Consider the following 21,406-nt stretch of genomic DNA (forward strand, 5'->3'; position numbering starts at 1 on the left):
CGATCATGGTGCGCACCGCCGCTCGCAGGGCGGTCAGGGCCTGGGCCCCCGCCTGTTCGACTCCCCGCCGCGAGCGTCGCACAGTATGCCGTAGGCGTACTCCTTCGCGCTGGAATATGCCCGAAGCGCTTGTTGGGGTGACTGTACGTCAACCATGCTGTCTCGTAAGGGAATCACGTTCCGTGACCCTTGCTCTGGCCGTTGTTCTGGCCATGCAGAAAATGGCTACGATCGTGGCCCTCGTCGTCCTTGTCGTCGCGGCCCTCGTCGTGGCGCCCAGTCGGCGCGGGTTCATGTGTCCGCCGGTTCGGATGGTGTGAGCGGTGCAGGTGCTTCAAGTGCAGCTGGAGATCCGGCCCGACCCCACGGAGGTGGGGCGGGCCAGAAGGTGGGCCCGCTCGCGCCTCGCCGGGTCCGGTATAGCGGCGGACGAGCCGCTGGCCGAGACGCTGATCCTGCTCGTCTCCGAGCTGGTCACCAACGCCGTGGTGCACACCGGCTGTCCCGCCGTGCTGCGGCTCTCGCTGCCGGGCGCGGACCGCGGGGGCGGCGACGAGTCGGTCACCGTACGGCTGGAGGTCGCCGACGCCAGCGACCGCGCGCCCGTGCCGCGGTGCGCCGACGGCGACGCGACCGGTGGCCGGGGTCTCGCCCTCGTCGACGGGCTCGCCGACCGCTGGGGCTGGAGCCCCGAGGGCGGCGGCAAGCGCATCTGGTGCGAACTCGACCGCTGTTCGGAAACCCGGCAGGGTGCGGCGGTGGCGTACGGGGGCGGGCTGGCCTCGTACGAAGGGCTGGCCTTCGAGGCGGTGTGATCCCGGTGTGCGGATGTGCGCCGGGGTTTGCATCCGTGCGCGCCCATGGTGAACCGGGGCATAAGTCGTAAAACCCCGTACGGGTGTTGACGCCTTGTGACCGTTTGCTCACGCTTGAGGTCTGCGATTCGCCGCGAGGGGACGACGAGGGTCTGGGTGACGGGCGCCCTCGTCGAGTGTGGGTCGAGCCGGACGGCGGCGTGCGGGACCGGGCTCGGGGCGGGCCGGTGCGCGCAGCCGTCCGGATTCAGGGGGGAATGGGGGAGGGTCGGTGTCACGCCCCCTCGGGCGTGACACCGGCTTCCAGCGAGACGCCGTTCAGAGGATCGCCACGGGGGCGACCGGAGTGCCCGTCGCCCCGACGAACGGCTCGGGCATCGCCGACAGCAGGAACGTGTACCGGCCGGTTTCTCCACAGGCTGTGGACAACTCTTCGAGATTCCAGTTCTGCCCCTGCAGCATCCCCATCTCGACCAGGTCCAGGGCGTGCACGGGCAGCCACAGGTCCTCGATCTCGGGCGGGAAGATCTCGAACGTGAGGGTGTCGTTCGCGACGGCGGCCACATCGCGCGCGTGGAACCACTCCGGGGTGTGCACCGAGAGGCCCGGCGACGGATAGCCGTACCCGTGCTTGTCCCCGGCGAGGTACACCTGCACCTGCCCGGTCCGTACGAGGACGACGTCGCCGCCGCGGACGGTCGTCCCGGCGAACTCCTCCGCCGCGTCGAGGTCTTCCGGGGTGACCGCGTGGCCGCCCGCCAGCCGGTCCACGCCACGCGCGCGTGCCACGTCGAGCAGCACCCCGCGCGAGACGATGTGCCGCGCCTTGTCGATCCCGCTGAACTCGGCACCGCCGTGCGCCGTGACGGTGTGCGCCGGACGGCCGTTGTAGAGCTTCCCCGAGTGCGAGACGTGGGTGAGCGCGTCCCAGTGGGTGCCGGCCTGCAGCCCCATGGTCACGGCGTCGTCGCTGCACGCGACCGTCCCGGGGCCGAAGAGCTCCTGGTTTATCTGCACCATGGCGTGCAGCGGGTTGACCCGGCCGGGGATCATCCCGGTCTGCACGCCGTCCTGCTGGAGCGGCAGGGCGAGCGGCACGCGCCGCCCGGTCCTGACGGTCGCCGCCGCCTCCCGCACCACCTCGTCGGTGATCAGGTTCAGCGTGCCGATCTCGTCGTCGGCGCCCCAGCGCCCCCAGTTGTTGACGCGCTTGGCGATGTCGTGGAACGCGGGATGAGGTGACGGCACTGACATCTGGGTCCTCCCCGGGGCTTGTGTCCGCACATCCGACGCGCCATAAAATCTAACGGTCCGTCAGAAACCGCGGGAAGGGGCCGGGCGTGGGGAACTTCTTGGCAGGCAAGGTCGTCGCCGTGACCGGTGCGGGGCGCGGCATCGGACGGGCGGTGGCGCTGGCGGCGGCGGCCGAGGGGGCGAAGGTCGTCGTCAACGACTACGGCGTCGCGGTCGACGGCGCCTCGCCCACCAGCGAGGTCGCCGAGGCCGTCGTCAAGGAGATCGAGGCGGCCGGCGGGGACGCGGTAGCGGTCGCCGACGACATCTCCACGATGGCGGGCGGGCAGCGGGTCGTGGACGCGGCGCTGTCGTCGTACGGCCGGCTCGACGGGGTCGTGTGCGTGGCGGGGATCCTGCGCGAGCGGATGCTGTTCAACATGGCCGAGGAGGAGTGGGACCCGGTGGTCGCCACCCACCTCAAGGGCACGTTCACGGTGTTCCGGGCGGCGTCCGCGGTGATGCGGAAGCAACGCGCCGGCACGCTGATCGGCTTCACCAGCGGCAACCACCAGGGCTCGGTCTCGCAGGCCAACTACAGCGCGGCCAAGGGCGGGATCATCTCGCTGGTGCGGAGCGCGGCGCTGGGGCTGCACAAGTACGGGGTGACCGCGAACGCGGTGGCGCCGGTGGCCCGGACCCGGATGTCGGCGGGCGTGCCGATGGAACTGACGGAGATCGGCGAGCCGGAGGACGTGGCCGCGTTCGTGGTCTACCTGCTGTCGGACGCGGCGCGGGACGCGGGGGTCACCGGGCAGGTCTACACGGTGGCCGGGCCGAAGATCGCGGTGTGGGCCCAGCCGAGGGAGTTGCGGGCCGCGTACGCCGACGGGGGCTCCTGGACACCGGAACGGATCGCACAGGCGCTGCCGGGGAGTGTGGGGGTGGATCCGATGCCGATGCTGGCGCGGCTGGCGGCGATGGAGGCCGCCGCGCGGGCGGGGGAGCGGCCGAACACATGAGGGAGTGGGCCGGGCACATGAGGGGGTGGGTCGGGCACCCGCCCGCCGTTGTGGGTTGCGGTGTGCGGGCGGGTGCGGCGCCCTCGTGGTTGCTCGCGCAGTTCCCCGCGCCCCTGAGGGGATTGCGGTGGTCGGTGTTCGGAGGCTCGGTTGGGGGGGTGGCGCGTGGGCAGGTGCGGCGCCCTCGTGGTTGCTCGCGCAGTTCCCCGCGCCCCTGGCGGGGCGCTCGCCGTTGTGGGTTGCGGTGTGTGGGCGGGTGCGGCGCCCTCGTGGTTGCTCGCGCAGTTCCCCGCGCCCCTGGGGGGTGCGCCTGCCGGCGTTCAGAGGTCCCGTTCGCCGAATCTCCGAGGGGTCGAAGCCTTTCACTACGCGTCGCTCGGTTCGGCAGCCGTCCGCCTCCGTCAGCTCACTCACCACCGGTCCCACTCCTCGGCCGATCACTCGCCCACCTTGCCTGCTCCCCTGTCGGCCCCCTGCTCTTCTCCGCCGCAACGGTGATCAGCTGTCACGGCGGTGGCCGGCGGTTTTCGTACGGCCTTGAACCCCGACGCATCTCTGGAGGTCACCGTGGATTTCGGCGCAGCGCCGGAGGACGAGGTGTTTCGCAGTGAAGTCCGGACCTGGCTCGGCGTGCATGCCACATCCGGAGTGGACCGGCGTAGTTGGGAGCGCACCCTCGGGGGTGCCGGGTGGATCGGGCTCGGGTGGGCGGAGGGCGGGTACGGGAACCGGACCGCCACGCTCACCCAGCAGGTCGCCTGGGCCGAGGAGTACGCGCGGTCGGCCGCGCCGCCGCGGTCCGGGCACATCGGGGAGAATCTGCTCGCTCCGACGCTCATCGCGCATGGCAGCGATGAGCAGAAGGCGCGCTTTCTGCCGGCCGTCGCGGCCGGGGAAGAGCTCTGGTGCCAGGGGTACAGCGAGCCCGGCGCCGGGTCCGATCTGGCCGGTGTGCGGACCGTGGCCGTGCGGGAGGGTGGCGGGTACCGCGTCTCCGGGCAGAAGATCTGGACCTCGCTCGCCCACGAGGCCGACTGGTGTTTCGTGCTGGCGCGGACCGAGGCGGGCTCGCGGCGGCACCACGGGCTGAGCTTCCTGCTCGTGCCCATGGACCAGCCGGGCCGCGTCGAGGTCCGCCCCATCCGGCAGATGACCGGCACCAGCGACTTCAACGAGGTCTTCTTCGACGGGGCGCACGCGCGCGCGGAGCACGTCGTCGGCGGCGAGGGCAACGGGTGGCGCGTCGCGATGAGCCTGCTCGGCTTCGAGCGCGGGGTGTCCACGCTCGCCCAGCAGATCGGGTTCGCCGCGGAGTTGGGGCGGGTGGTGCGGGACGCCGTGGCGAACGGGGCCGTCGACGATCCCGTCGTACGGGAGCGGCTGGTGCGGCAGTGGGCCGAGTTGCGGGTGATGAGGTGGAACGCCCTGCGGACGTTGGGGAGTTCGGCAGCGGAACCCGGCGCGCCCAGTGTGGCCAAGCTGCTGTGGGGCCGCTGGCACCAGCGGCTCGGTGAGCTCGCCGTGCTGGTGCGGGGCGCGTCCGCGAGCGTCGGCCCGGTCGGCTGGTCGGCCGCCGCGCCGTACGAACTGGACGCCGCCCAGCACCTGTTCCTCTTCTCCCGGGCCGACACCATCTACGGCGGCTCGGACCAGGTCCAGCGCACCATCATCGCCGAGCGGGTGCTCGGTCTGCCGAGGGAACCGAAGGGGGTCGAGTCGTGATGCGTGGGGTCGTGTTCGACGGCAAGCAGGTGCAGGTCGTCGACGATCTGGATGTGCGGGAGCCGGGGCCCGGGGAGGTGCTGGTCGCCGTGGCCGCGGCGGGGCTGTGCCACAGCGATCTGTCGGTGGTGGACGGGACCATACCCTTCCCCGTTCCTGTGGTGCTCGGGCATGAGGGTGCGGGTGTGGTGGAGGCGGTCGGTGTGGGCGTCACCCATGTGGCACCGGGAGACCATGTCGCCCTGTCCACGCTCGCCAACTGCGGTGCCTGCGCAGACTGCGACCGGGGCCGGCCCACCATGTGCCGCAAGGCCATAGGGCGCCCGCAGCAGCCGTTCACGCGCGGCGGCCGGTCCGTGTACCAGTTCGCGTGCAACTCGGCCTTCGCGGAACGGACGGTCGTCAAGGCCGTGCAGGCGGTACGGATCCCGGCGGACATCCCCCTGACGTCGGCCGCCCTGATCGGATGCGGGGTGCTGACCGGTGTGGGCGCGGTGCTGAACCGCGCCCGCGTCGACCGCGGCGACACCGTACTGGTCATCGGCACCGGTGGGATCGGTCTCAACGTCATCCAGGGCGCGCGGATCGCGGGCGCGCTGCGGATCGTGGCCGTGGACGCCAACCCGGCGAAGGAGGAGGCGGCCCGGCAGTTCGGGGCGACCGACTTCCTGACCTCGACGGAGGGAGTGAGGGACCTGCTGCCGACCGGGGTGGACCACGCATTCGAGTGCGTCGGCCGGGTCGAACTGGTCCGGCAGGCCGTCGACCTCCTCGACCGGCACGGCCAGGCCGTTCTCCTCGGCATGCCCGCCCCCACCGCCGAGGCGTCCTTCGCCGTCGCCTCCATGTTCCTCGACAAGTCCATCCTGGGCTGCCGGTACGGCTCCTCGCGGCCGCAGCACGACATCGCGCTCTACGCCGGGCTGTACCGCCAAGGGAGCCTGCTGCTGGACGAGTTGGTGACCGAGACGTACCCGGTGGAGGACTTCGAGAAGGCCCGGGCCGACGCGGAGGCGGGGCGGGTGGCCCGGGGGGTGCTCACGTTCTGAGGGGCGCAGGGCGGGTCGTCCACAGCGATCCGAGTTGTCCACAGCCCCGGGAAAACCTCTCGTCGTTGTCGGTGCCGTCTCCTACCGTCGTCCCATGACCTACCGCGACGTCGCGTCAAAGCACGTCCTGACCTGGGCCGGTACCGCCCTGGGGGCCCGGATGCCGGTCGCCATGGCGCCGTTGGCGCTGGTGTTCCTGGTGCGCGAGCGGCCCGGCGGCTACTCGCTGGGCGCGCTGCTCGCGGCCGCCTATGCGATCGGCGAGATCGCGGGTGCCCCGGTGCTCGGGATGCGGCTGCGTCCCGAGCGGGCCCGTGCGCAGCTGACGGCCGGACTCGCGGTCGGGGCCGCCGGATTCGCGGGCCTCGGCGGTTTCCCGGACGCGCCCCCGGCCGTCCTCGCCGTCCTCGCGGGCGTCGCCGGCGCCGCGCCTGCCGCGGCCACCGGGGCCCTGCGCACCCTGCTCACCACGCTGGTCCCGGAGCGGGCGGCGGCGCAGGCGCTGTCCGTCGAGTCGATACTGATGGCCGCCGTGTGGGCCGTCTCCCCGGCCGCGGTGGCCGGTCTGGCCCTGGGCGTCGCCCCCGCCGTCCCGCTGCGGCTCGCCGCCGCCCTCATGGCCGCGTCGGTGGCCGGACTGTGGCTCCTGCCGGCGGCCTGGGGCCCGCCCGGGCGGCAGGCCGTGCCCCTCGTGCGCGTCCTGGCCGGCGCCTGGCCGGTGTACATCACGGGCGCGGCCAGCCTGACCCTGCTCGGGCTGTCCGAGCTCGTACTGCCCGCCCTGCTCGAACAGCGCGGGATCGACGTCGGCTGGTCGGGGCCGCTGCTGACCGGGATGGCGGTGGGCGGCGGGCTCGGCGCGTTCCTGCACGGCCTGCGCGCCTGGCCGGGACGGCTGCGCGACCACAGCGTCCTTCTGATGACCTCCATGGCGGTGTGCGTGACGCTCGCGGCTCTGGTACCGCACACGGTCGGGATCGCGGCCGTGCTGGTGGTGGGCGGCATGCTCCAGTCGGCCGCGATGCTCACCCGCAACCTGTCGCTGCGCGAGGTCCTCCCGCCGAGTGCCCTGGCCGCCGGCTACTCCGTCATGTACGCGGCCGCGGGTGCCGGTTACGCGGCGACCGGCTCCCTCGCCGGGGCGCTGCTGCGGGTGGTGGCGCCGTCCACGGCCGTGCTGGCCGGGGTCGGGGTGACCCTGGTGCTGAGCGGGCTCGGCTGGTGGGGCGAGGTGTGGCGGGCCGGGAGGTCAGCCCGGGGCGCCGACGACGCCGGGGCTGCCGGTCGAATTCGTGCCGGGGCGGAAGGTGCGGAAGGTGCGGCGATAGGCGGTCGGGGTGACGCCGAGCGCCGCCTGTAGGTGCTGGCGCATCGACTGGGCGGTGCCGAAGCCGGCGTCGCGGGCCACCTGGTCGACGGAGCGGTCGGTGGACTCCAGGAGGTGGCGGGCGCGTTCGACGCGCTGCTGGGTGAGCCACTGGCCGGGGCTGACGCCGGTCTCCTCGCGGAAGCGGCGCGTGAAGGTCCGTACCGACATGGCCTCCTGCTCGGCCATGTCGCGCAGCTGGATGGGCTCGTGGAGGCGGCCGAGGGCCCAGGCGCGGGCCGCGGTGGTGGTGGCGACCTGGGGGTCGGGGAGCGGCCGGTGGATGTACTGGGCCTGGCCGCCGTCCCGGTGCGGCGGGACGACCGTGCGGCGGGCCACCTCGTTGGCGACGGCCGTGCCGTGGTCGCGGCGGACCATGTGCAGGCACAGGTCGATGCCGGCGGCCACCCCGGCCGAGGTCAGCACGTCACCGTCGTCGATGAACAGCACGTCCGCGTCCACCTTCAGCTGCGGGAACAGCTTCTGGAGGTGGTCCGCCTCGGCCCAGTGCGTGGTCGCCGGGCGGCCGTCCAGGTAGCCGGCTGCGGCCAGGACGTAGACACCGGTGCAGATGGAGGCGAGCCGGGTGCCGGGGCGGATCCGGGCCAGGGCGGCGGCCAGCTCGGGGGTGAGGACGCCCTGCTCGAAGACCGGGCCCAGTTCGTACGACGCGGGGACGATCACCGTGTCGGCGGTGGCCAGCGCCTCCGGGCCGTGCGGCACATGGATCGCGAAGTCGGCGTCGGTCTCGACCGGGCCCGGCGGCCGGATCGAGCAGGTCACCACCTCGTACAGATGCCGGCCCCGCGCGTCCTTCGGGCGGCCGAAGATGCGGTGCGGGATGCCCAGCTCGAAGGGGAGCAGGCCGTCGAGGGCGAGGACGACGACGCGGTGCGGACGGAAGCCGGGGTCACTGCTCATGGCCCGATCCTAGCGAATACTGTCCTCCGGGCCACTCGATGGAGTGATCCCGGCGGCCGAAGCTTTATGGCGTGACCCAGACAAGCGAAGCCGCAGCAGCCCTCCAGGACGCGAAGCCGACCCGATCGCCGCGCATCCACCGCGCCTGGTTCGTCGCCGCCGTCACCTTCGTCACGATCATCGGTGCGGCCGCCTTCCGCTCCCTGCCCGGCCTGCTCATCGACCCGCTGAACCAGGAGTTCGGCTGGTCGCGCGGCACCATCGGCGCGGCCGTCTCCGTCAACCTCGCGCTGTACGGGCTCACCGCGCCCTTCGCGGCCGCGCTGATGGACCGGTTCGGCATACGGCGCGTGGTGGCCGTCGCCCTGACCGTCATCGCGCTGGGCTCGGGCCTGACCGTGTGGATGACGGCGGCCTGGCAGCTGCTTCTCTGCTGGGGCCTGCTGGTCGGCCTCGGGTCCGGCTCGATGGCGCTCGCCTTCGCCGCCACGGTCACCAACCGCTGGTTCACCACCCGGCGCGGCCTGGTCAGCGGCATCCTCACCGCCGCCTCCGCCTCAGGACAGCTGATCTTCCTGCCGCTGCTGTCCTGGATGGTCGAGACGCACGACTGGCGCCCGGCCGCCGTCACCGTCTCCCTCGCCGCCCTCGCGGTCGTCCCCTTCGTGTGGCTGCTGCTGCGCGACCACCCGGCCGACGTGGACCAGAAGCCGTACGGCGCGACCGAGTTCGTGCCGAAGCCGGCACCGGTCACCGGGGCGGCGCGCAGGACCCTCAGCGTGCTGTTCTCCGCCGTGCGCACCGGGCCCTTCTGGCTGCTCGCCGGTACCTTCGCGATCTGCGGGGCCTCCACCAACGGCCTGGTCCAGACCCACTTCGTGCCCGCGGCCCACGACCACGGCCTGCCCGTCACGACGGCGGCCTCGCTGCTCGCGGTCATCGGCGTCTTCGACGTCGTCGGCACGATCGCCTCCGGCTGGTTCACCGACCGCTTCGAACCGCGCCGCCTGCTCGCCGTCTACTACGCCCTGCGCGGCATCTCGCTGCTCTTCCTGCCGATGCTCCTCGGACCGTCGCTCCACCCCTCGATGATCTTCTTCATCATCTTCTACGGCCTCGACTGGGTCGCCACCGTCCCGCCCACCCTGGCCCTGTGCCGGGAGCGGTACGGCGACGACAGCGCCATCGTCTTCGGCTGGGTCCTCGCCTCCCACCAGGTCGGCGCGGCCCTCGTCGCCTGGCTCGGCGGCGTCGCCCGCGACGTCTTCGGCAGCTACGACATGGTCTGGTACGCCTCCGGCACCCTGTGCGCGGCGGCGGCCCTGATGGCCCTGCTGATCCGGCGGCGGCCGGTGACCGCGGTGGGGGGACCGGGTGCCCTGAACCGGCCGGTGCCGGCGGCTTAGGGCAGGAACTCCGTCGGCACGGACCGGCCGTACAGCTCGTCCAGGGACCGTGGTACCGGCAAACGGTTCAGAACCGGCGTCCGGTCACTCCGACGGTCCGCGGACTGGCTGAACTGCTCAGCAGGGACGAGGAGTTCGTTTCCCTGGCGGTTCTTTACTCGCGGTCGTACGCGCAGGGAGCGGCGAACGTGGGCGAGGTACGCACCGTCCGGCGTCGGCCCTCGACCCGCCGCTCACGCGAAAGCGGGGGAGGAGCCTCTTGGCCGCCGCCACACCGGACACCTCGCCCGCCTCGGCCTGTCCGCCGAGGGAGTGATGTCGTGGCGTCCCGCAGCTCCGAAAAGAGGCAGGCCGCGCAAGGGTGCTCGATCGGTCACAGGAAGCGCCCTTTGTGGAAGAGCAGGGGCGCCCGGTCCGAGGTCTCGCCCGTGCCCAGTGCGGTCACCCGGCCGACCACGATCAGGTGGTCGCCGCCGGTGTGGACCGCGTGGACCGTGCAGTCGATCCAGGCGGCCGCGTCGGTCAGCCGGGGGGAGCCGGATACCGGGGCCGCGTCGTACGTGACCCCGGCGAACTTGTCCGCGCCGCTCACCGCGAAGGCGCGGCACAGCTCGCCCTGGCCCGCGCCGAGGACGTTGACGCAGAAGACGCCGGCGCGGGCGATGCGCGGCCAGGTGGCCGACGTACGGCCGACCATGAAGCAGACCAGGGGCGGGTCGAGGGAGAGGGAGGAGAAGGACTGGCAGGCGAAACCGGCCGGGGCGGGCTCGCCCTCGGCGGCCGGTGCGGTGATCACGGTCACCCCGGTCGCGAAGGTGCCGAGCACGCGCCGGAACTCCGTCTGGTCGACCGACGCCCGCTCGTCCGCGCGCACGCACCGCAACTCCGGGCGCGGCAGCGCCTCCACGGGCCCCGCCGCGGGGACCGACCTCAGATAACGGACGGCGGCCGCGGCCGCCCCTGCGTGTCCCATCACCTCTTCATTGAAAGTGACGGATCGTCAGATGGGAAGGGGCAGGGACCCGGTATCGCGGTCATCGGCCCTGGAAGCCGGGGCTCCTGCGCTCCACGAAGGCCCGTACGCCCTCCTGGGCGTCCCGAGTCGTCATGTTGATCTCCTGGGCGGCGGCCTCGGCGGCGAAGGCGGCCGTCCGGTCGGTGTCCAGGGACGCGTTGACCAGCTGCTTGGTCAGCGCCAGGGCACGGGTGGGGCCGGTGGCCAGGCGGGCCGCCCAGTCACGGGCCGTCTTGGGCAGGTCGGCGTCCGGGACGACCCGGTTGACCAGGCCCAGCCGCTCGGCCTCCGGTGCGGAGAGCGCGTCGCCGAAGAACATCAGCTCCTTGGCGCGGTGCGGGCCGATCAGGCGGGGGAGGAGGTAGGCGCCGCCGCCGTCGGGGACCAGGCCGCGCCGGACGAACACCTCGATGAACCGGGCCGACTCGGCGGCCAGCACCAGGTCGCAGGCGAGCGCGAGGTGCGCGCCCAGACCGGCGGCGGTGCCGTTCACCGCCGCGATCACCGGCTTCTCGCAGTCGAGGACGGCGGCGACGAGCCGCTGGGCGCCGAGCCGGATGGTGCGGGCCACGTCACCCGGCACGCGCTCACCCGTGGCGGTGCCGCGCAGGTCGGCGCCCGCGCAGAAACCGCGGCCGGTGCCGGTGATGACCACCGCTCCGATCTCCGGGTCCGCGGAGGCCTCGCCGAGGAGGTGGATGACGTGGTCGCGCTGGTCGGGGGTGAGGGCGTTGAGGGCGTCGGGGCGGTCGAGGGTGAGGTGGGCGACCCGCTCCGCCGTCACGTACCGGACGGTGTCCATCAGCGGCACACCGCCAGCGCGTCCAGCGCCACCGCGCCCTGGCCCTGCTCCAGCACCATCAGCGGGTTGATGTCGAGCTCGGCGAGCTGGTCGCCGAGTTCCAGGGCCATCCGCTGGACGCGGAGGATCACCTCGACGAGGGCGTCCAGATCGGCCGGCGGGCGGCCGCGCACCCCGGCCAGCAGGGCCCGCCCACGCAGCTCCGCGAGCATGTCCCGGGCCTGGTCCTCGCCGAACGGCGGCACGCGCACGGCGGCGTCGTGCAGGACCTCGACTAGGACCCCGCCGAGCCCCACGGTCACGGTCGGCCCGAACAGGTCGTCGTGGGTGACCCCGACGACCATCTCCACGCCCCGCTCGACCATCTGGCAGACCAGTACGCCGTCCAGGGCGACCCCCTCGTAGCGGGCGATGTCCGTCAGGTCGCGGTAGGCGTCCCGGACCTGGCTGGCCGAGGTCAGGCCGATCTTCACCAGGCCCAGCTCCGTCTTGTGGGCGAGCTGGCCGCCGGACGCCTTCATCACCACCGGGTAGCCGACCAGCCCCGCCGCGCGCACGGCCGCCGCCGCGCTGGTCACCAGCTGCTCGCGCGGCACCCGGATGCCGTACGCGCGCAGCAGCTGCTTCGCCGCGTGCTCGCTCAGCTGCTGTCCGGGCCGCATCAGCGCGAGCGCCTTGCGGTAGGAGGGGGACGGGGTGCGCGGGGCCTCGTCGAAGGGGGAGCGGTAGTCGCTCACGAAGCGGTGGTGGTCGAGGTAGGCGCGGACGGCGGTGAGGCAGTTGCCGACCGTGCGGAAGGTGGCCACCCGGGAGGAGCCGAGCAGGACGTCGCGGTAGGCGGCCTCGGTGCCGACCGGGGACCCCCACACCACGCACACCAGCTTGTCGGTCGCCTCGGCCGCGTCGACCAGGTCCTGGACGAGTTTGTCGCTGAGCGGCGGGAAGGGCCCGGTGATCGGGCAGACCAGCACCCCGACCTCCGGGTCGGCGAGGATTGCGTCGATGATCTTCCGCCCGCGCCAGTCGCCCACCGGGTGCCCGCCGTTGTCGACCGGGTTGGCCACGCTCAGGTACTCCGGTATCCACTGGTGGAGCTCGGCCTGCCGGGCCTCGGACAGCACCGGCAGCTTCAGCCCCAGGCCGGCGGCCAGGTCGGCGACGTGCGCGCCGGTGCCGCCCGAGATCGAGTAGACGACCACCCCGTCGGCGCGCGGAGCCCGGGCCCGGGCCAGCAGGGCGGCGGTGTCCTGGAGTTCGTCGAGGCCGTCGACGCGGATCACGCCGTACTGGCGCAGCGCCGCGTCGACCACGTCGTCCGCGCCGGTCAGCTTGCCGGTGTGGGAGGCGGCGGTGCGGGCGCCGGCCTCGGTGCGGCCCACCTTCACGGCGACGACCGGCACCCTGCGGCGGGCCGCGCGGTCGGCGGCGAGCAGGAAGGCGCGGCCGTCCTTGAGGCCCTCGACGTAGCAGGCGATGGCGCCGACCTCGGGGCGCTCGGCGAAGTAGGAGATGAAGTCGGCGGTCTCCAGGTCGGCCTCGTTGCCGGTCGGCGCCCAGTGCGAGAGCCGGATGCCGAGTTCCTGGGCGGCGAAGACGGGCCGGCCCTGGTGACCGGACTGGGTGATCAGCGCGATCGCCGGGCCGTCCAGGTCGTCGCGGAACCGCTCGAAGGCGTTCAGGTTGGTGTTCGGGCCGAGCAGCCGGAGCCCGGACCGGCGTACGGCCGCCGCGAGCCGGGTCTGGGCGGCCGCGCCCTCCTCGCCGGTCTCCGCGAACCCGGAGGCGAAGGCGACGGCGAACCTCACCTTCGCCTCGGCCAGTTCCTCGATCACCGGCAGCGGGTCGGCGACCAGGAGCACGGCGAGGTCGACCTGCTCGGGCAGGTCGGCGACGGAGGGCACGCAGGCGATGCCGAAGACCGACGGCCGGGTCGGATGCACCGGGTGCACCCGGGCCCCGACCCGCCCGGCCCAGTCGAGGAGCTGCCGGGTGATGCCGGTGTTGGGCCGCCCCTCGGCGTCCGAGGCGCCGATCACGGCGACGGACTCGGGGCGGAAGAACCTGTCCAGATCCGGTACGTCCGCGTACAGCGGCCGTCCGCTGACGTCCAGCGCGTCCGCGTCGCCCGCCTCGGCCGCGCGGCCGTGGACGGCGGGCCCGGGACGCTGCTCACCGCAGGCGATGACCCGGGCCCGGCGGGAGTCGGTGGTGAGGGTGCCGTGGGTTGATCCAAGCATCGTTCCGCCCGCTCCTGTGTGACAGCACAATTACCTGACGCAGTGTCAGATTACTGAACTGACGCTGCGTCAGGAACTGGTCTGCACGCAAAGTTGAGGGACGAAGCAGCTCTTCCTCTCAGCCGAGGGCGGCCAGCACCTCCTTCGCCGCCCGCTCGCCCGACCGCACCGCCCCGTCCATGTACCCGGCCCAGAACGTCGAGGTCTCCGTCCCGGCCCAGTGGATACCGCCCGCCGGCGTGCGCAGCGCGGCCCCGTACTCGGTCAGCACCCCGGGCGGTGCGTAGGCCACCGGGCCGCCCCGCGAGAAGCCCTCATTGTCCCAGCGTTGCAGCACGAAGGAGGTGGGGGATTTCGCCTTGTCTCCGAAGTAGTTGGCGTAGTCGGCCAGAACGGCGGCCTTGACGTCGGCCTCGCTCGCCGCGTCGTACGCCCGCATCTCGTCGGCCTCGACGAAGCCCATCAGCGCGCCGTAGGAGCCGTCCGGCGGGGAGTTGTCGAAGGTCGAGCGGACCACTCCGGCGTCGCTGACCGCCTGCCCGTTGAGGCCGTCGGCCCGCCAGAACGGGGTGTCGTAGACGGCGATGGCCTTGCCGATCGAGCCCATCGGCATCCGCTGGGTGAGCTGGTCGCGGGCGGCCGGGAGCAGCGGGTCGTAGGTGATCCGGGCGGCCAGCGGGGGCGGCAGGGCGACGACGACTCGGGTGGCGTTCACGGTGATCCCGTCGGCCGTGACGACGTACGCACCACCGGACTTGACGATCGACCGCACCGGCGCGCTCAGTACCACCCGGTCGCCGAGGGTCGCGGCGAGCTTGATCGGGACCTGCTGGCTGCCGCCGACGAAGCGGGACTCCTGGGCGCCGCCGGCCGTGTCGGTGAGGCGTTCCAGGGTGCCGGCGTTCGACTCGTCCCCGGCGGCGGCGATGTAGTAGAGGACGTAGAGCAGGGAGAGCTCGCGGGGCTGGGCCGAGAAGATCGACGTGCAGGCCAGGTCCAGCAGGAACTTGGCGGAGGGGATGATCGCGTTGGCGTTCAGCCAGCTCTCGAAGGTCTGCTTGTCCCATTCGGCGGCCTTGGCGGCCGTCCACGGCGCGTCCACCGGCACCTGCGCGGCCATGCTGTCCAGCTCCGACTGCACGATCGCCGCGTTGGCGAGCCCCGCCGCGTCCACCGGCGGGACCGAGCCGAGCAGGCCGCTGGTGTCGTACGGGGTGCGCTTGCCGTCCTTGTAGAGGAGGTTCTTCCCCGTGTTGTACGTGGTGAAGGTGGCGACGCCCAGGGAGTCGGCGAGGGCCTTGATGCGGTTCTGGGTGGGGCCGATGAACTCGCCGCCGCCCTCGGTGAAACCGCCGTTCGCCAGCTTCAGGTTCACCACCCGGCCGCCGACCCGGTCCCGGGCCTCCAGTACGGCCACCGACTTGCCGCCGGCCACCAGGTCACGGGCCGCGGTGAGCCCGGCGATGCCGCCGCCGACGATCGCGACGTCGACGGTCCGGGAGGCGGCGGCCGAGGCGGTGCCTGCGGAGACCGCGGTGAGGCCGACGGCCCCGGCGGCGGCACCGCCGAGGAGGGAACGGCGGGAGAGCCGGGGCGAGGGCCGGGGGGAGAGCTGTCTTTCACGTGCCACGTGCGTCCTCCGTGCTGGGCGAGAGGGGGAGCCGGAAAGTTGAGCAGGGCTCACATTCTGGTCCCGGGCACGGGCGCGATGCTACCGCCGGTAACAAAGAGCATCCGTCGCCTGCGTCACATGGGCAACAGGGTTGCTGTGTAAAGGGGGTTGAGGCTATCCGGAGCCGTTCGCCGGCGTTCGCGGCGGCTCGCCGGCGTTCGCGGCCGCTCGGTCGCGCCGTCGGCTGCCGCTCGGTCTACGTCGTCGGCTGCGACTCGGACCGGGTCGGCCGCTGCTGCTTGGCGGTCGCCTTCGCGGTCGTCCTCGCGACCGCCTTCGCGATCTTCTCCGCGTCGATCGCCATCTCGCGGAAGTTGCCGCTGATGGGGTTGGTGTAGCCGGTGAAGTAGAGGCCGGGGGCGTTCTTCGGGGTGCGGGGGCCGTGGGCGACCGGTCGGCCGCGGCCGTCGAGTACGCCGAGGTGGCCGACCAGGCCCTCCAGGGCGCGGACGTACCCGGTCGCGGCGATCACCGCGTCGGGGGAGATGCGGGTGCCGTCGGCGAGCGCGACCTCGCCGTCCTCGAAACCGTCCACGGCGGCCACGATCTCGATCTTCCCCTGGCGCACCGCGTCGATGAGGCCGACGTCCAGGATCGGGATGGCGCCCTGCTTCACCCGGCTGTAGAGGCCGCTGTCGGGGCGGGGCAGGCCGTGCGCGGCCAGGTCGGGCACGCTGACCTTGGCCATCGTGCGGGCCAGCCGGTCGACGAAGGCCGTCGGGAGCCGCCGTACCAGGATGGAGTTGTACTGGGCCGCCCAGCCGGCGGTGGAGCGGCGCACGATGTGCGGGACCGTGCGGACGGCCAGCCGTACCCGGGAGGCGCCGCCCTCGGTCAGGTCGACGGCGATCTCGGCGCCGGTGTTGCCGGGGCCGACGACGAGGACGTCCCGGCCGGCGAAGGGCTCGGCGTTGCGGTACGCGCCGGCGTGCAGGAACTCGCCGCCGAAACCGTCCCGTCCCGGCCAGTCGGGGATGCGCGGGGTGTGGTTGAAGCCGGTGGCGATCACCACCGCGGAGCCGGTCAGCTCGCGCCCGCCGGAGGCGTGCAGCAGCCAGCCGTCGCCGTCGGGCGCGCGTTCCACGCGGGAGACCTCGACGCCGGTGACGATCTCCAGCTCGTGGTGCTCGGCGTACTTCTCCAGGTAGCGCACCACGTCGTCACGGGAGACCCAGCGGCCGAAGCGGCGCGGCATGGGCAGCCCGGGCAGCGCGGACAGGCGCCGGGTGGTGTGGAGGTGGAGACGGTCGTAGTGGCGGCGCCAGGTCGCGCCGACGTCGTCCGACTTCTCCAGGATCACGGCACGGATGCCCCGGGCCCGCAGCGCGTACGCGGCGGCGAGCCCTCCGGGGCCTGCGCCGATGACGTAGACGGGCGATGCGGTGGGGGAGAACACGGCCATGAGCGCGAGCGTAATCACGCTTCACGTTGATGGGTCTCGGTCAAGACCGGAATTGGTTGCGGATTGATCACACCCGTAGGAGAAGTGGGTGGGAGTTGTGACGTAGCCCACCTCATCTGCCGGAAAACGGCCCGGAACCGACCCGGAACCGACCCGGAACCGGCCCGGAACCGGCCCGAAAAGCGAAAGGCGCGTGACGTCGGGCCCCGGTGCGCTGGGGCCCGACGTCACGGGTGGGCGGTGTCCTCAGACAGACGGGAAAGGACACCGCGTTCGGGGAGGCTATCGCGGCTCGAGAGCGCTATCACGACTGTGAGAGCTTCTTACTTCCGCGGGGGCCTATCGGTTCCACGGCAGCCTGTCGGGTTCGCGGCAGCCCGTTAATTCCGCTTGTCCTTCTTGCCCTTGCCATAGCCCGTCACCGTCGCGATCCAGGTGATGAAGTCGCCCGGGTCGGTGTTGGCGCCGTGGCCCTGGTCCCAGTAGTAGAGGTGGTTGACGTCGTCGCCGAGGTTGTCCAGGCGGGCCGCCAGGTTCGCGGAGATGACGTGCGAGGTGTCGGAGTCGCTGGTGCCGAGGCGGATCCACCAGTGCTTGGAGCGGCGGTCGTTGACCTTCTCCACCAGGTGGTACATCGGGTTCATGAGGTTCAGCTTCTCGGGGATGTCGGCGGCGACCCGCTTGGTGCTGAGTCCGGTGGAGTCATTCTTCGCGCCGTACGCCGTGAAGTGGCGGGTCTCGGTCGTACCCGCTCCGAATTCATTGTTCTCGCCGGCCGACAGGTCGAAGGCGTCGAAGGCCGGGGTGTCCTTCTTGCGGGCGCCGACGTGGGAGAGGAAGTCGTCCCAGGCGAAGGTGGCCTTGCCGCCCGAGAAGGTGATGAAGGTGTTCTTCGCCAGGTACGTCTCGCGGTCCGAGTCCGAGAGATCGGTGAGGTACCTGGTGGCGGACGGCTGCAGGTACTGCTCGACCAGGTAGTCGTCGTAGTTGCGGGCCGTCAGCGGGCCGAAGCCGTTCAGGCCGCGCAGCTTCAGGCCCGCCTGGTACTCGGCGAACTGGGCCTTGAGGTCCTTGGAGACGGTCTGGTCGACCTGCTTGCCGGTGGAGAGGTCGTTGGTGCCCCAGTTCCACTCGTAGGCGCCGTCGGCGTGCTCCAGGTCGGTGATCGGGCACCAGGCGCCGACCGCGAAGATCACGTCCGAGGCGTCGGCCGCGCCGAGCTCCTTGAGGTACTTGTCGTAGATCGGGCTGTCGCCGGACGCGCCGAGCAGCGCGGAGAGGGCGCCGCCCGCGCTGGTACCTGCAGAAACGATTCGCTCGACGTCGCCCGGGATCAGGCCCTTGTTCGCCCTGATGTACCGGACGGCGGCCTTGAGGTCGACGATCGCGGCGGGCGCGGTGCCGTAGTACTCGCCGTCGGAGTTCTTGAGGGTACGGCCGCGGGCGCCGGGCTCGATCACGACGTACCCGGCGGCGAGCGCGAGCAGCTGGTTGCTGGAGGTGGCGCCGCCGGTGGCGTTGGTGTTGCCGTTGGCGTTGGAGGCCGCGCTGCTGGAGGAGCTGGGCGCCGCGCCGCTCGGGGCCGCACCGCTGGGCGCCGCGCCGCCGCCCGTCGCGGAACCGCCGCCGCCGACCTCGGTGGCGTCGGCCACGGAGGCGGGCATGTAGCCACCGATGGAGTTGGCGAGCAGGATCGGGGCGTTCGTCGGGTCGACCGCCGTGCCGTCGATCTCGACCGGGGCGCTGACGATCAGGGACTGGTAGGTGGCGTCCACCGGGTCGGCGACGTAGGTGATCGCCTTCCAGAAGTGGTACGTCACATTGTGCTCGGTGCCCTCGGTGTCCGTGATCGTCTTCGTCAGCTTCGCATAGCCGTCCGGGTCGAACTTGAGGGAGTCCGCGGACGAGGAGGACTTGCTCGATGCCTGCGCGCTGAGGGCGATGCCGCCGACTGCCGCGACACCGGCCGTGGCGCCGATCCCCATGACCACGGTCCTGCGCTTCACTGCCCTGTGCTTCACATTGCTGCCTCTCGTGTCGGGCTCCTTGGCCTTGCGGCTGCGAACGTAATCTCGGCCCGACAAAATCGTCAACAATTTCCCGGGATCTCACGGGGGACCCACAGGGCCACGGGAAATGCACAGGTTTTGCCTATCCGGGGCTGGGCTGCGCTTCAGTATCTGACGTAACGTCAGATTCATGGACGCGACGAGTTCCGACGGCATACGCAGCGAGCGCCCGCGGTACGACCGCCCCGAACCGGACGCCTTCACCCGCCCCTACTGGGAGGCCGCGGCCGAGGGGCGGCTCCTGCTCCGCCGCTGCGGCTCCTGCGGCCGGGCCCACCACTACCCCCGGGAGTTCTGCCCGCACTGCTGGAGCGAGGACGTCACCTGGGAGCCGGCCACCGGCCGCGCGACCCTCTACACCTGGTCCGTCGTCCACCGCAACGACCTCCCGCCGTTCGGCGACCGCGTCCCGTACGTGCCCGCCGTGGTCGACCTCGCGGAGGGGCCGCGCATGATGACGGAGCTGGTGGCCGCCGACCCGGAGGCCCTGCGCGCCGGACTGGAACTGGAGGTGGCCTTCCGGGAGGGGGCACCGGTGTTCCGCCCGGCACCGGCGCCGCCGCGCTGAGCCCGGCCGGGCCGCGCGCAGCGAATCCGCCGGGCCGCGCGCAGCGCATCTGCCGGGCCGCGCGCAGGAAACCCGCAGGGCCGCCGGCGCCGGCGACGCATGGATACCCACTCGACGGCTGTCCGGCGACGCATGGATACCTACTCGACGGCTGTCCGGCAGTGCATGGAAACCCATTCGACGGCTGCCCGGCAGTGCATGGAAACCTCTGGGCCCTCCCCTGGCGCGCGGGTTTCAATAACGCCATGGCCCTCACCGACGAACAGCCAGCCGTCCCCCGCCCCGACGTCACCCCGCACGGTCACGGTCTGCGGCTCGACCGCTGGGACCTGGACGCGGAGGCCCACGTCGAGGCGTGGCTGCGGGGCCGTACCGACCCGGAATTCCGTCGCTGGAACACCCCGCTGATCCTGGAGACCGATCTCGCCGGTGCCCGGGCCGCCATGGTCAGGCAGCGGGAACAGGCGGCCGCCGGTGCCTGCGCGCCGTTCCGGATCACGGACGCGGAGCGCGGTACGACCCTCGGCCACATCGGCGTCAACATGATCGACCGGACGTTCCGCACGGCCCGGGTCGGCTACTGGACCCTCCCCGAGGCCCGGGGCCGCCGGGTCGCCACCCGCGCCCTGGCCCTGGCGGCGGACTGGGCCTTCACCGAACTGGGCCTCTACCGCCTGGAGTTGGGGCATGCCCTCGGTCATGACGCGTCCTGCCGTGTGGCCCGGACATGCGGGTTCGCCTACGAGGGGACGCTGCGCGGAGCGATGTTCGAGGCCGGCCGGCAAGACGCCTTCCGCGACGTACACCTGCACGCCCGCCTGGCCACGGACCCGAGCCCGGACCTGGACCGGGTCCTGGCGCGGGGTTAATTCGGGTGCGGAGCCCGGCGGTCCGCCGGGACCATCGACCATGACTTCACAACTTCGTGTCGCTGATTGGCACTTCACTGCCGACGTCGACGAATTCCTCGCCCGCACCCACGACTTCCTCCACTCCCGCCCGGATCTGCACACCGTTCAACTCACGGTGACGGCGCAGCTCCGGCTACGGGGGCCGCGGGCGTACGGCGACGACCCACCGTTCTTCGGCCTCCTGACCCGCGGCGACGGCGGCGTGGCCGCGACGCTGTTCCACACACCCCCCTACGCCCTGAACGTCACCCGCCTCACGGCCGAGGAGACCGAGGCGCTGGCCGACCGTCTTGTCGCCCTCGGCCACCCGGTGTCCGGTATCTGCGCCGAGAACGCCACGGCGGAGGCGTTCGTGGCGGCGTGGGAACGGCGGACAGGGACGCCGGGAAAGCTGCGCGAGCTGCAACGCCTCTACCGGCTGGCCGAGTTGACGCCCCCCGCTCCGGCGCCGGAGGGGCGGGCGAGGGTGGCTGCGGCCTCCGACCGGGACTTGCTGATCCGGTGGTACGAGGGGTTCGTGGCCGACGCGGGCCTGCAGGGCGGCGGCCGGGACGCCGGGGACTGGGCGGACTTCCGGCTCTCGTACGGCGGCGTCACCCTCTGGGAGACCCCCGACGGCACCCCCGTCTCCATGGCCGGCGTGACCCTGGCGGTCGCCGGCCAGGTCCGGGTCGCCCCCGTCTACACCCCGCCGGACCTGCGCGGCCGCGGCTACGCCGGTGCGGTGACGACGGAGGTGGGCCGGGCGGCGCTGGCCGCGGGCGCCGCCGAGGTGCTGCTCTTCACGGACCTCGCGAACCCGACGAGCAACGCGCTCTACCAGCGGATCGGCTACCGGCCGGTGGCCGATTGGGCGGTGTACGACCTCGGGGAGGCGTCCTGAGCGAACGGGTGGAAGTGCCGCGGTCGTCTGCCGTCGGTCGGCTGCGGCGCCGTCGTGGCTGGTCGCGCAGTTCCTCCCCCAGCCTTCGGCCGGGGCTACCCCCAGCGCCCCTATGGGGCGCTTCCGAGCCGCCGTCGGCTTCGTCGGACCGCCGTCGGTTTCGTCGGACCCGCTCGGGCAGGTCGGAGACGGACGGGCGGGCCGAAGCGAGGTACTCCGCCCGGCTCGCATTCCTCGCCTTGCGGAGCCCTCCGCGGAGGCACAGGCTGGGAGGGAGGCATGCCGACCACCGTATGGATCGAGCGCGGGTGGC

17 protein-coding genes are annotated in these 21,406 nt (G+C 72.5%); 9 read left to right on the forward strand and 8 right to left on the reverse strand.

Going from position 1 to position 21,406, the window contains the following annotated elements:
* Positions 1 to 338: 338 nt before the first annotated feature.
* Positions 339 to 815 carry an ATP-binding protein gene (locus ACFY0P_RS34435; RefSeq protein ID WP_388922472.1) on the forward strand — a complete coding sequence of 159 codons (477 nt, stop codon included), beginning with the start codon at positions 339 to 341 and terminating at the stop codon, positions 813 to 815.
* 318 nt (positions 816 to 1,133) lie between these two features.
* Here the strand turns inward: ACFY0P_RS34435 and ACFY0P_RS34440 are convergent, their stop codons facing one another.
* The gene (locus tag ACFY0P_RS34440) at positions 1,134 to 2,069 is read right to left on the reverse strand and encodes a cyclase family protein (RefSeq protein ID WP_388922151.1); all 936 of its coding nucleotides are present in this window, start codon (positions 2,067 to 2,069) and stop codon (positions 1,134 to 1,136) included.
* An 86-nt stretch (positions 2,070 to 2,155) separates the two neighbouring features.
* On the opposite strand from ACFY0P_RS34440, the gene ACFY0P_RS34445 reads away from it, so the two are divergent.
* From ACFY0P_RS34445 to ACFY0P_RS34460, 4 genes are all read left to right on the forward strand, one after another.
* Entirely contained in the window at positions 2,156 to 3,070 is a 915-nt protein-coding gene (locus tag ACFY0P_RS34445) for an SDR family NAD(P)-dependent oxidoreductase (protein ID WP_388922154.1), read from the forward strand.
* A 567-nt stretch (positions 3,071 to 3,637) separates the two neighbouring features.
* Positions 3,638 to 4,792: an acyl-CoA dehydrogenase family protein gene (locus tag ACFY0P_RS34450; protein WP_388922157.1), complete on the forward strand. Its 1,155-nt coding sequence runs from the start codon at positions 3,638 to 3,640 to the stop codon at positions 4,790 to 4,792.
* Positions 4,792 to 5,841 (forward strand): Zn-dependent alcohol dehydrogenase, encoded by a 1,050-nt coding sequence (locus ACFY0P_RS34455; protein WP_388922160.1) that lies wholly within the window; start codon positions 4,792 to 4,794, stop codon positions 5,839 to 5,841. The genes ACFY0P_RS34450 and ACFY0P_RS34455 overlap by 1 nt, the downstream gene beginning before the upstream one ends.
* A gap of 94 nt (positions 5,842 to 5,935) precedes the next feature.
* On the forward strand, positions 5,936 to 7,201 hold the full coding sequence (locus tag ACFY0P_RS34460; protein ID WP_388922163.1) for an MFS transporter: 1,266 nt from the start codon (positions 5,936 to 5,938) through the stop codon (positions 7,199 to 7,201).
* Here ACFY0P_RS34460 and ACFY0P_RS34465 read toward each other — a convergent pair.
* Positions 7,091 to 8,128, reverse strand: coding sequence for a GlxA family transcriptional regulator (locus tag ACFY0P_RS34465; RefSeq protein WP_388922166.1), 1,038 nt, complete (start codon positions 8,126 to 8,128; stop codon positions 7,091 to 7,093). The two genes, ACFY0P_RS34460 and ACFY0P_RS34465, sit on opposite strands and share 111 nt — an antisense overlap.
* A gap of 71 nt (positions 8,129 to 8,199) precedes the next feature.
* On the opposite strand from ACFY0P_RS34465, the gene ACFY0P_RS34470 reads away from it, so the two are divergent.
* Positions 8,200 to 9,534 carry an MFS transporter gene (locus ACFY0P_RS34470; RefSeq protein ID WP_388922169.1) on the forward strand — a complete coding sequence of 445 codons (1,335 nt, stop codon included), beginning with the start codon at positions 8,200 to 8,202 and terminating at the stop codon, positions 9,532 to 9,534.
* A gap of 373 nt (positions 9,535 to 9,907) precedes the next feature.
* On the opposite strand, the gene ACFY0P_RS34475 is transcribed toward ACFY0P_RS34470, so the two are convergent.
* From ACFY0P_RS34475 to ACFY0P_RS34500, 6 genes are all read right to left on the reverse strand, one after another.
* Positions 9,908 to 10,507 (reverse strand): flavin reductase family protein, encoded by a 600-nt coding sequence (locus ACFY0P_RS34475; RefSeq protein ID WP_388922172.1) that lies wholly within the window; start codon positions 10,505 to 10,507, stop codon positions 9,908 to 9,910.
* Between the two features lie 61 nt (positions 10,508 to 10,568).
* Positions 10,569 to 11,351, reverse strand: a complete 783-nt coding sequence (locus ACFY0P_RS34480; RefSeq protein ID WP_388922175.1) for an enoyl-CoA hydratase/isomerase family protein — start codon at positions 11,349 to 11,351, stop codon at positions 10,569 to 10,571.
* Positions 11,351 to 13,588, reverse strand: coding sequence for an acetate--CoA ligase family protein (locus ACFY0P_RS34485; RefSeq protein ID WP_388922177.1), 2,238 nt, complete (start codon positions 13,586 to 13,588; stop codon positions 11,351 to 11,353). Before ACFY0P_RS34485 ends, ACFY0P_RS34480 begins: the two co-directional genes overlap by 1 nt.
* 118 nt (positions 13,589 to 13,706) lie before the next feature.
* Positions 13,707 to 15,218, reverse strand: a complete 1,512-nt coding sequence (locus tag ACFY0P_RS34490) for a flavin monoamine oxidase family protein (RefSeq protein ID WP_388922180.1) — start codon at positions 15,216 to 15,218, stop codon at positions 13,707 to 13,709.
* A 238-nt stretch (positions 15,219 to 15,456) separates the two neighbouring features.
* Positions 15,457 to 16,662: a flavin-containing monooxygenase gene (locus ACFY0P_RS34495; RefSeq protein ID WP_388922183.1), complete on the reverse strand. Its 1,206-nt coding sequence runs from the start codon at positions 16,660 to 16,662 to the stop codon at positions 15,457 to 15,459.
* Positions 16,663 to 17,042: 380 nt separating this feature from the next.
* Entirely contained in the window at positions 17,043 to 18,647 is a 1,605-nt protein-coding gene (locus ACFY0P_RS34500) for a subtype B tannase (protein ID WP_388922186.1), read from the reverse strand.
* A 214-nt stretch (positions 18,648 to 18,861) separates the two neighbouring features.
* Here ACFY0P_RS34500 and ACFY0P_RS34505 point away from each other — a divergent pair, with 214 nt between their 5' ends.
* The 3 genes from ACFY0P_RS34505 to ACFY0P_RS34515 all read left to right on the forward strand — a co-directional run bounded on the left by ACFY0P_RS34505 (position 18,862) and on the right by ACFY0P_RS34515 (position 21,093).
* Positions 18,862 to 19,299: a Zn-ribbon domain-containing OB-fold protein gene (locus ACFY0P_RS34505; protein WP_388922189.1), complete on the forward strand. Its 438-nt coding sequence runs from the start codon at positions 18,862 to 18,864 to the stop codon at positions 19,297 to 19,299.
* A 245-nt stretch (positions 19,300 to 19,544) separates the two neighbouring features.
* Complete coding sequence (locus ACFY0P_RS34510; RefSeq protein WP_388922192.1) at positions 19,545 to 20,168, forward strand: GNAT family N-acetyltransferase; 624 nt, start codon at positions 19,545 to 19,547, stop codon at positions 20,166 to 20,168.
* A gap of 40 nt (positions 20,169 to 20,208) precedes the next feature.
* Positions 20,209 to 21,093, forward strand: coding sequence for a GNAT family N-acetyltransferase (locus ACFY0P_RS34515; protein ID WP_388922195.1), 885 nt, complete (start codon positions 20,209 to 20,211; stop codon positions 21,091 to 21,093).
* The last annotated feature ends 313 nt before the right edge of the window (positions 21,094 to 21,406 follow it).

It is taken from the genome of Streptomyces sp. NPDC001714 (assembly GCF_042892755.1).
Taxonomy (GTDB): Bacteria; Actinomycetota; Actinomycetes; order Streptomycetales; family Streptomycetaceae; genus Streptomyces.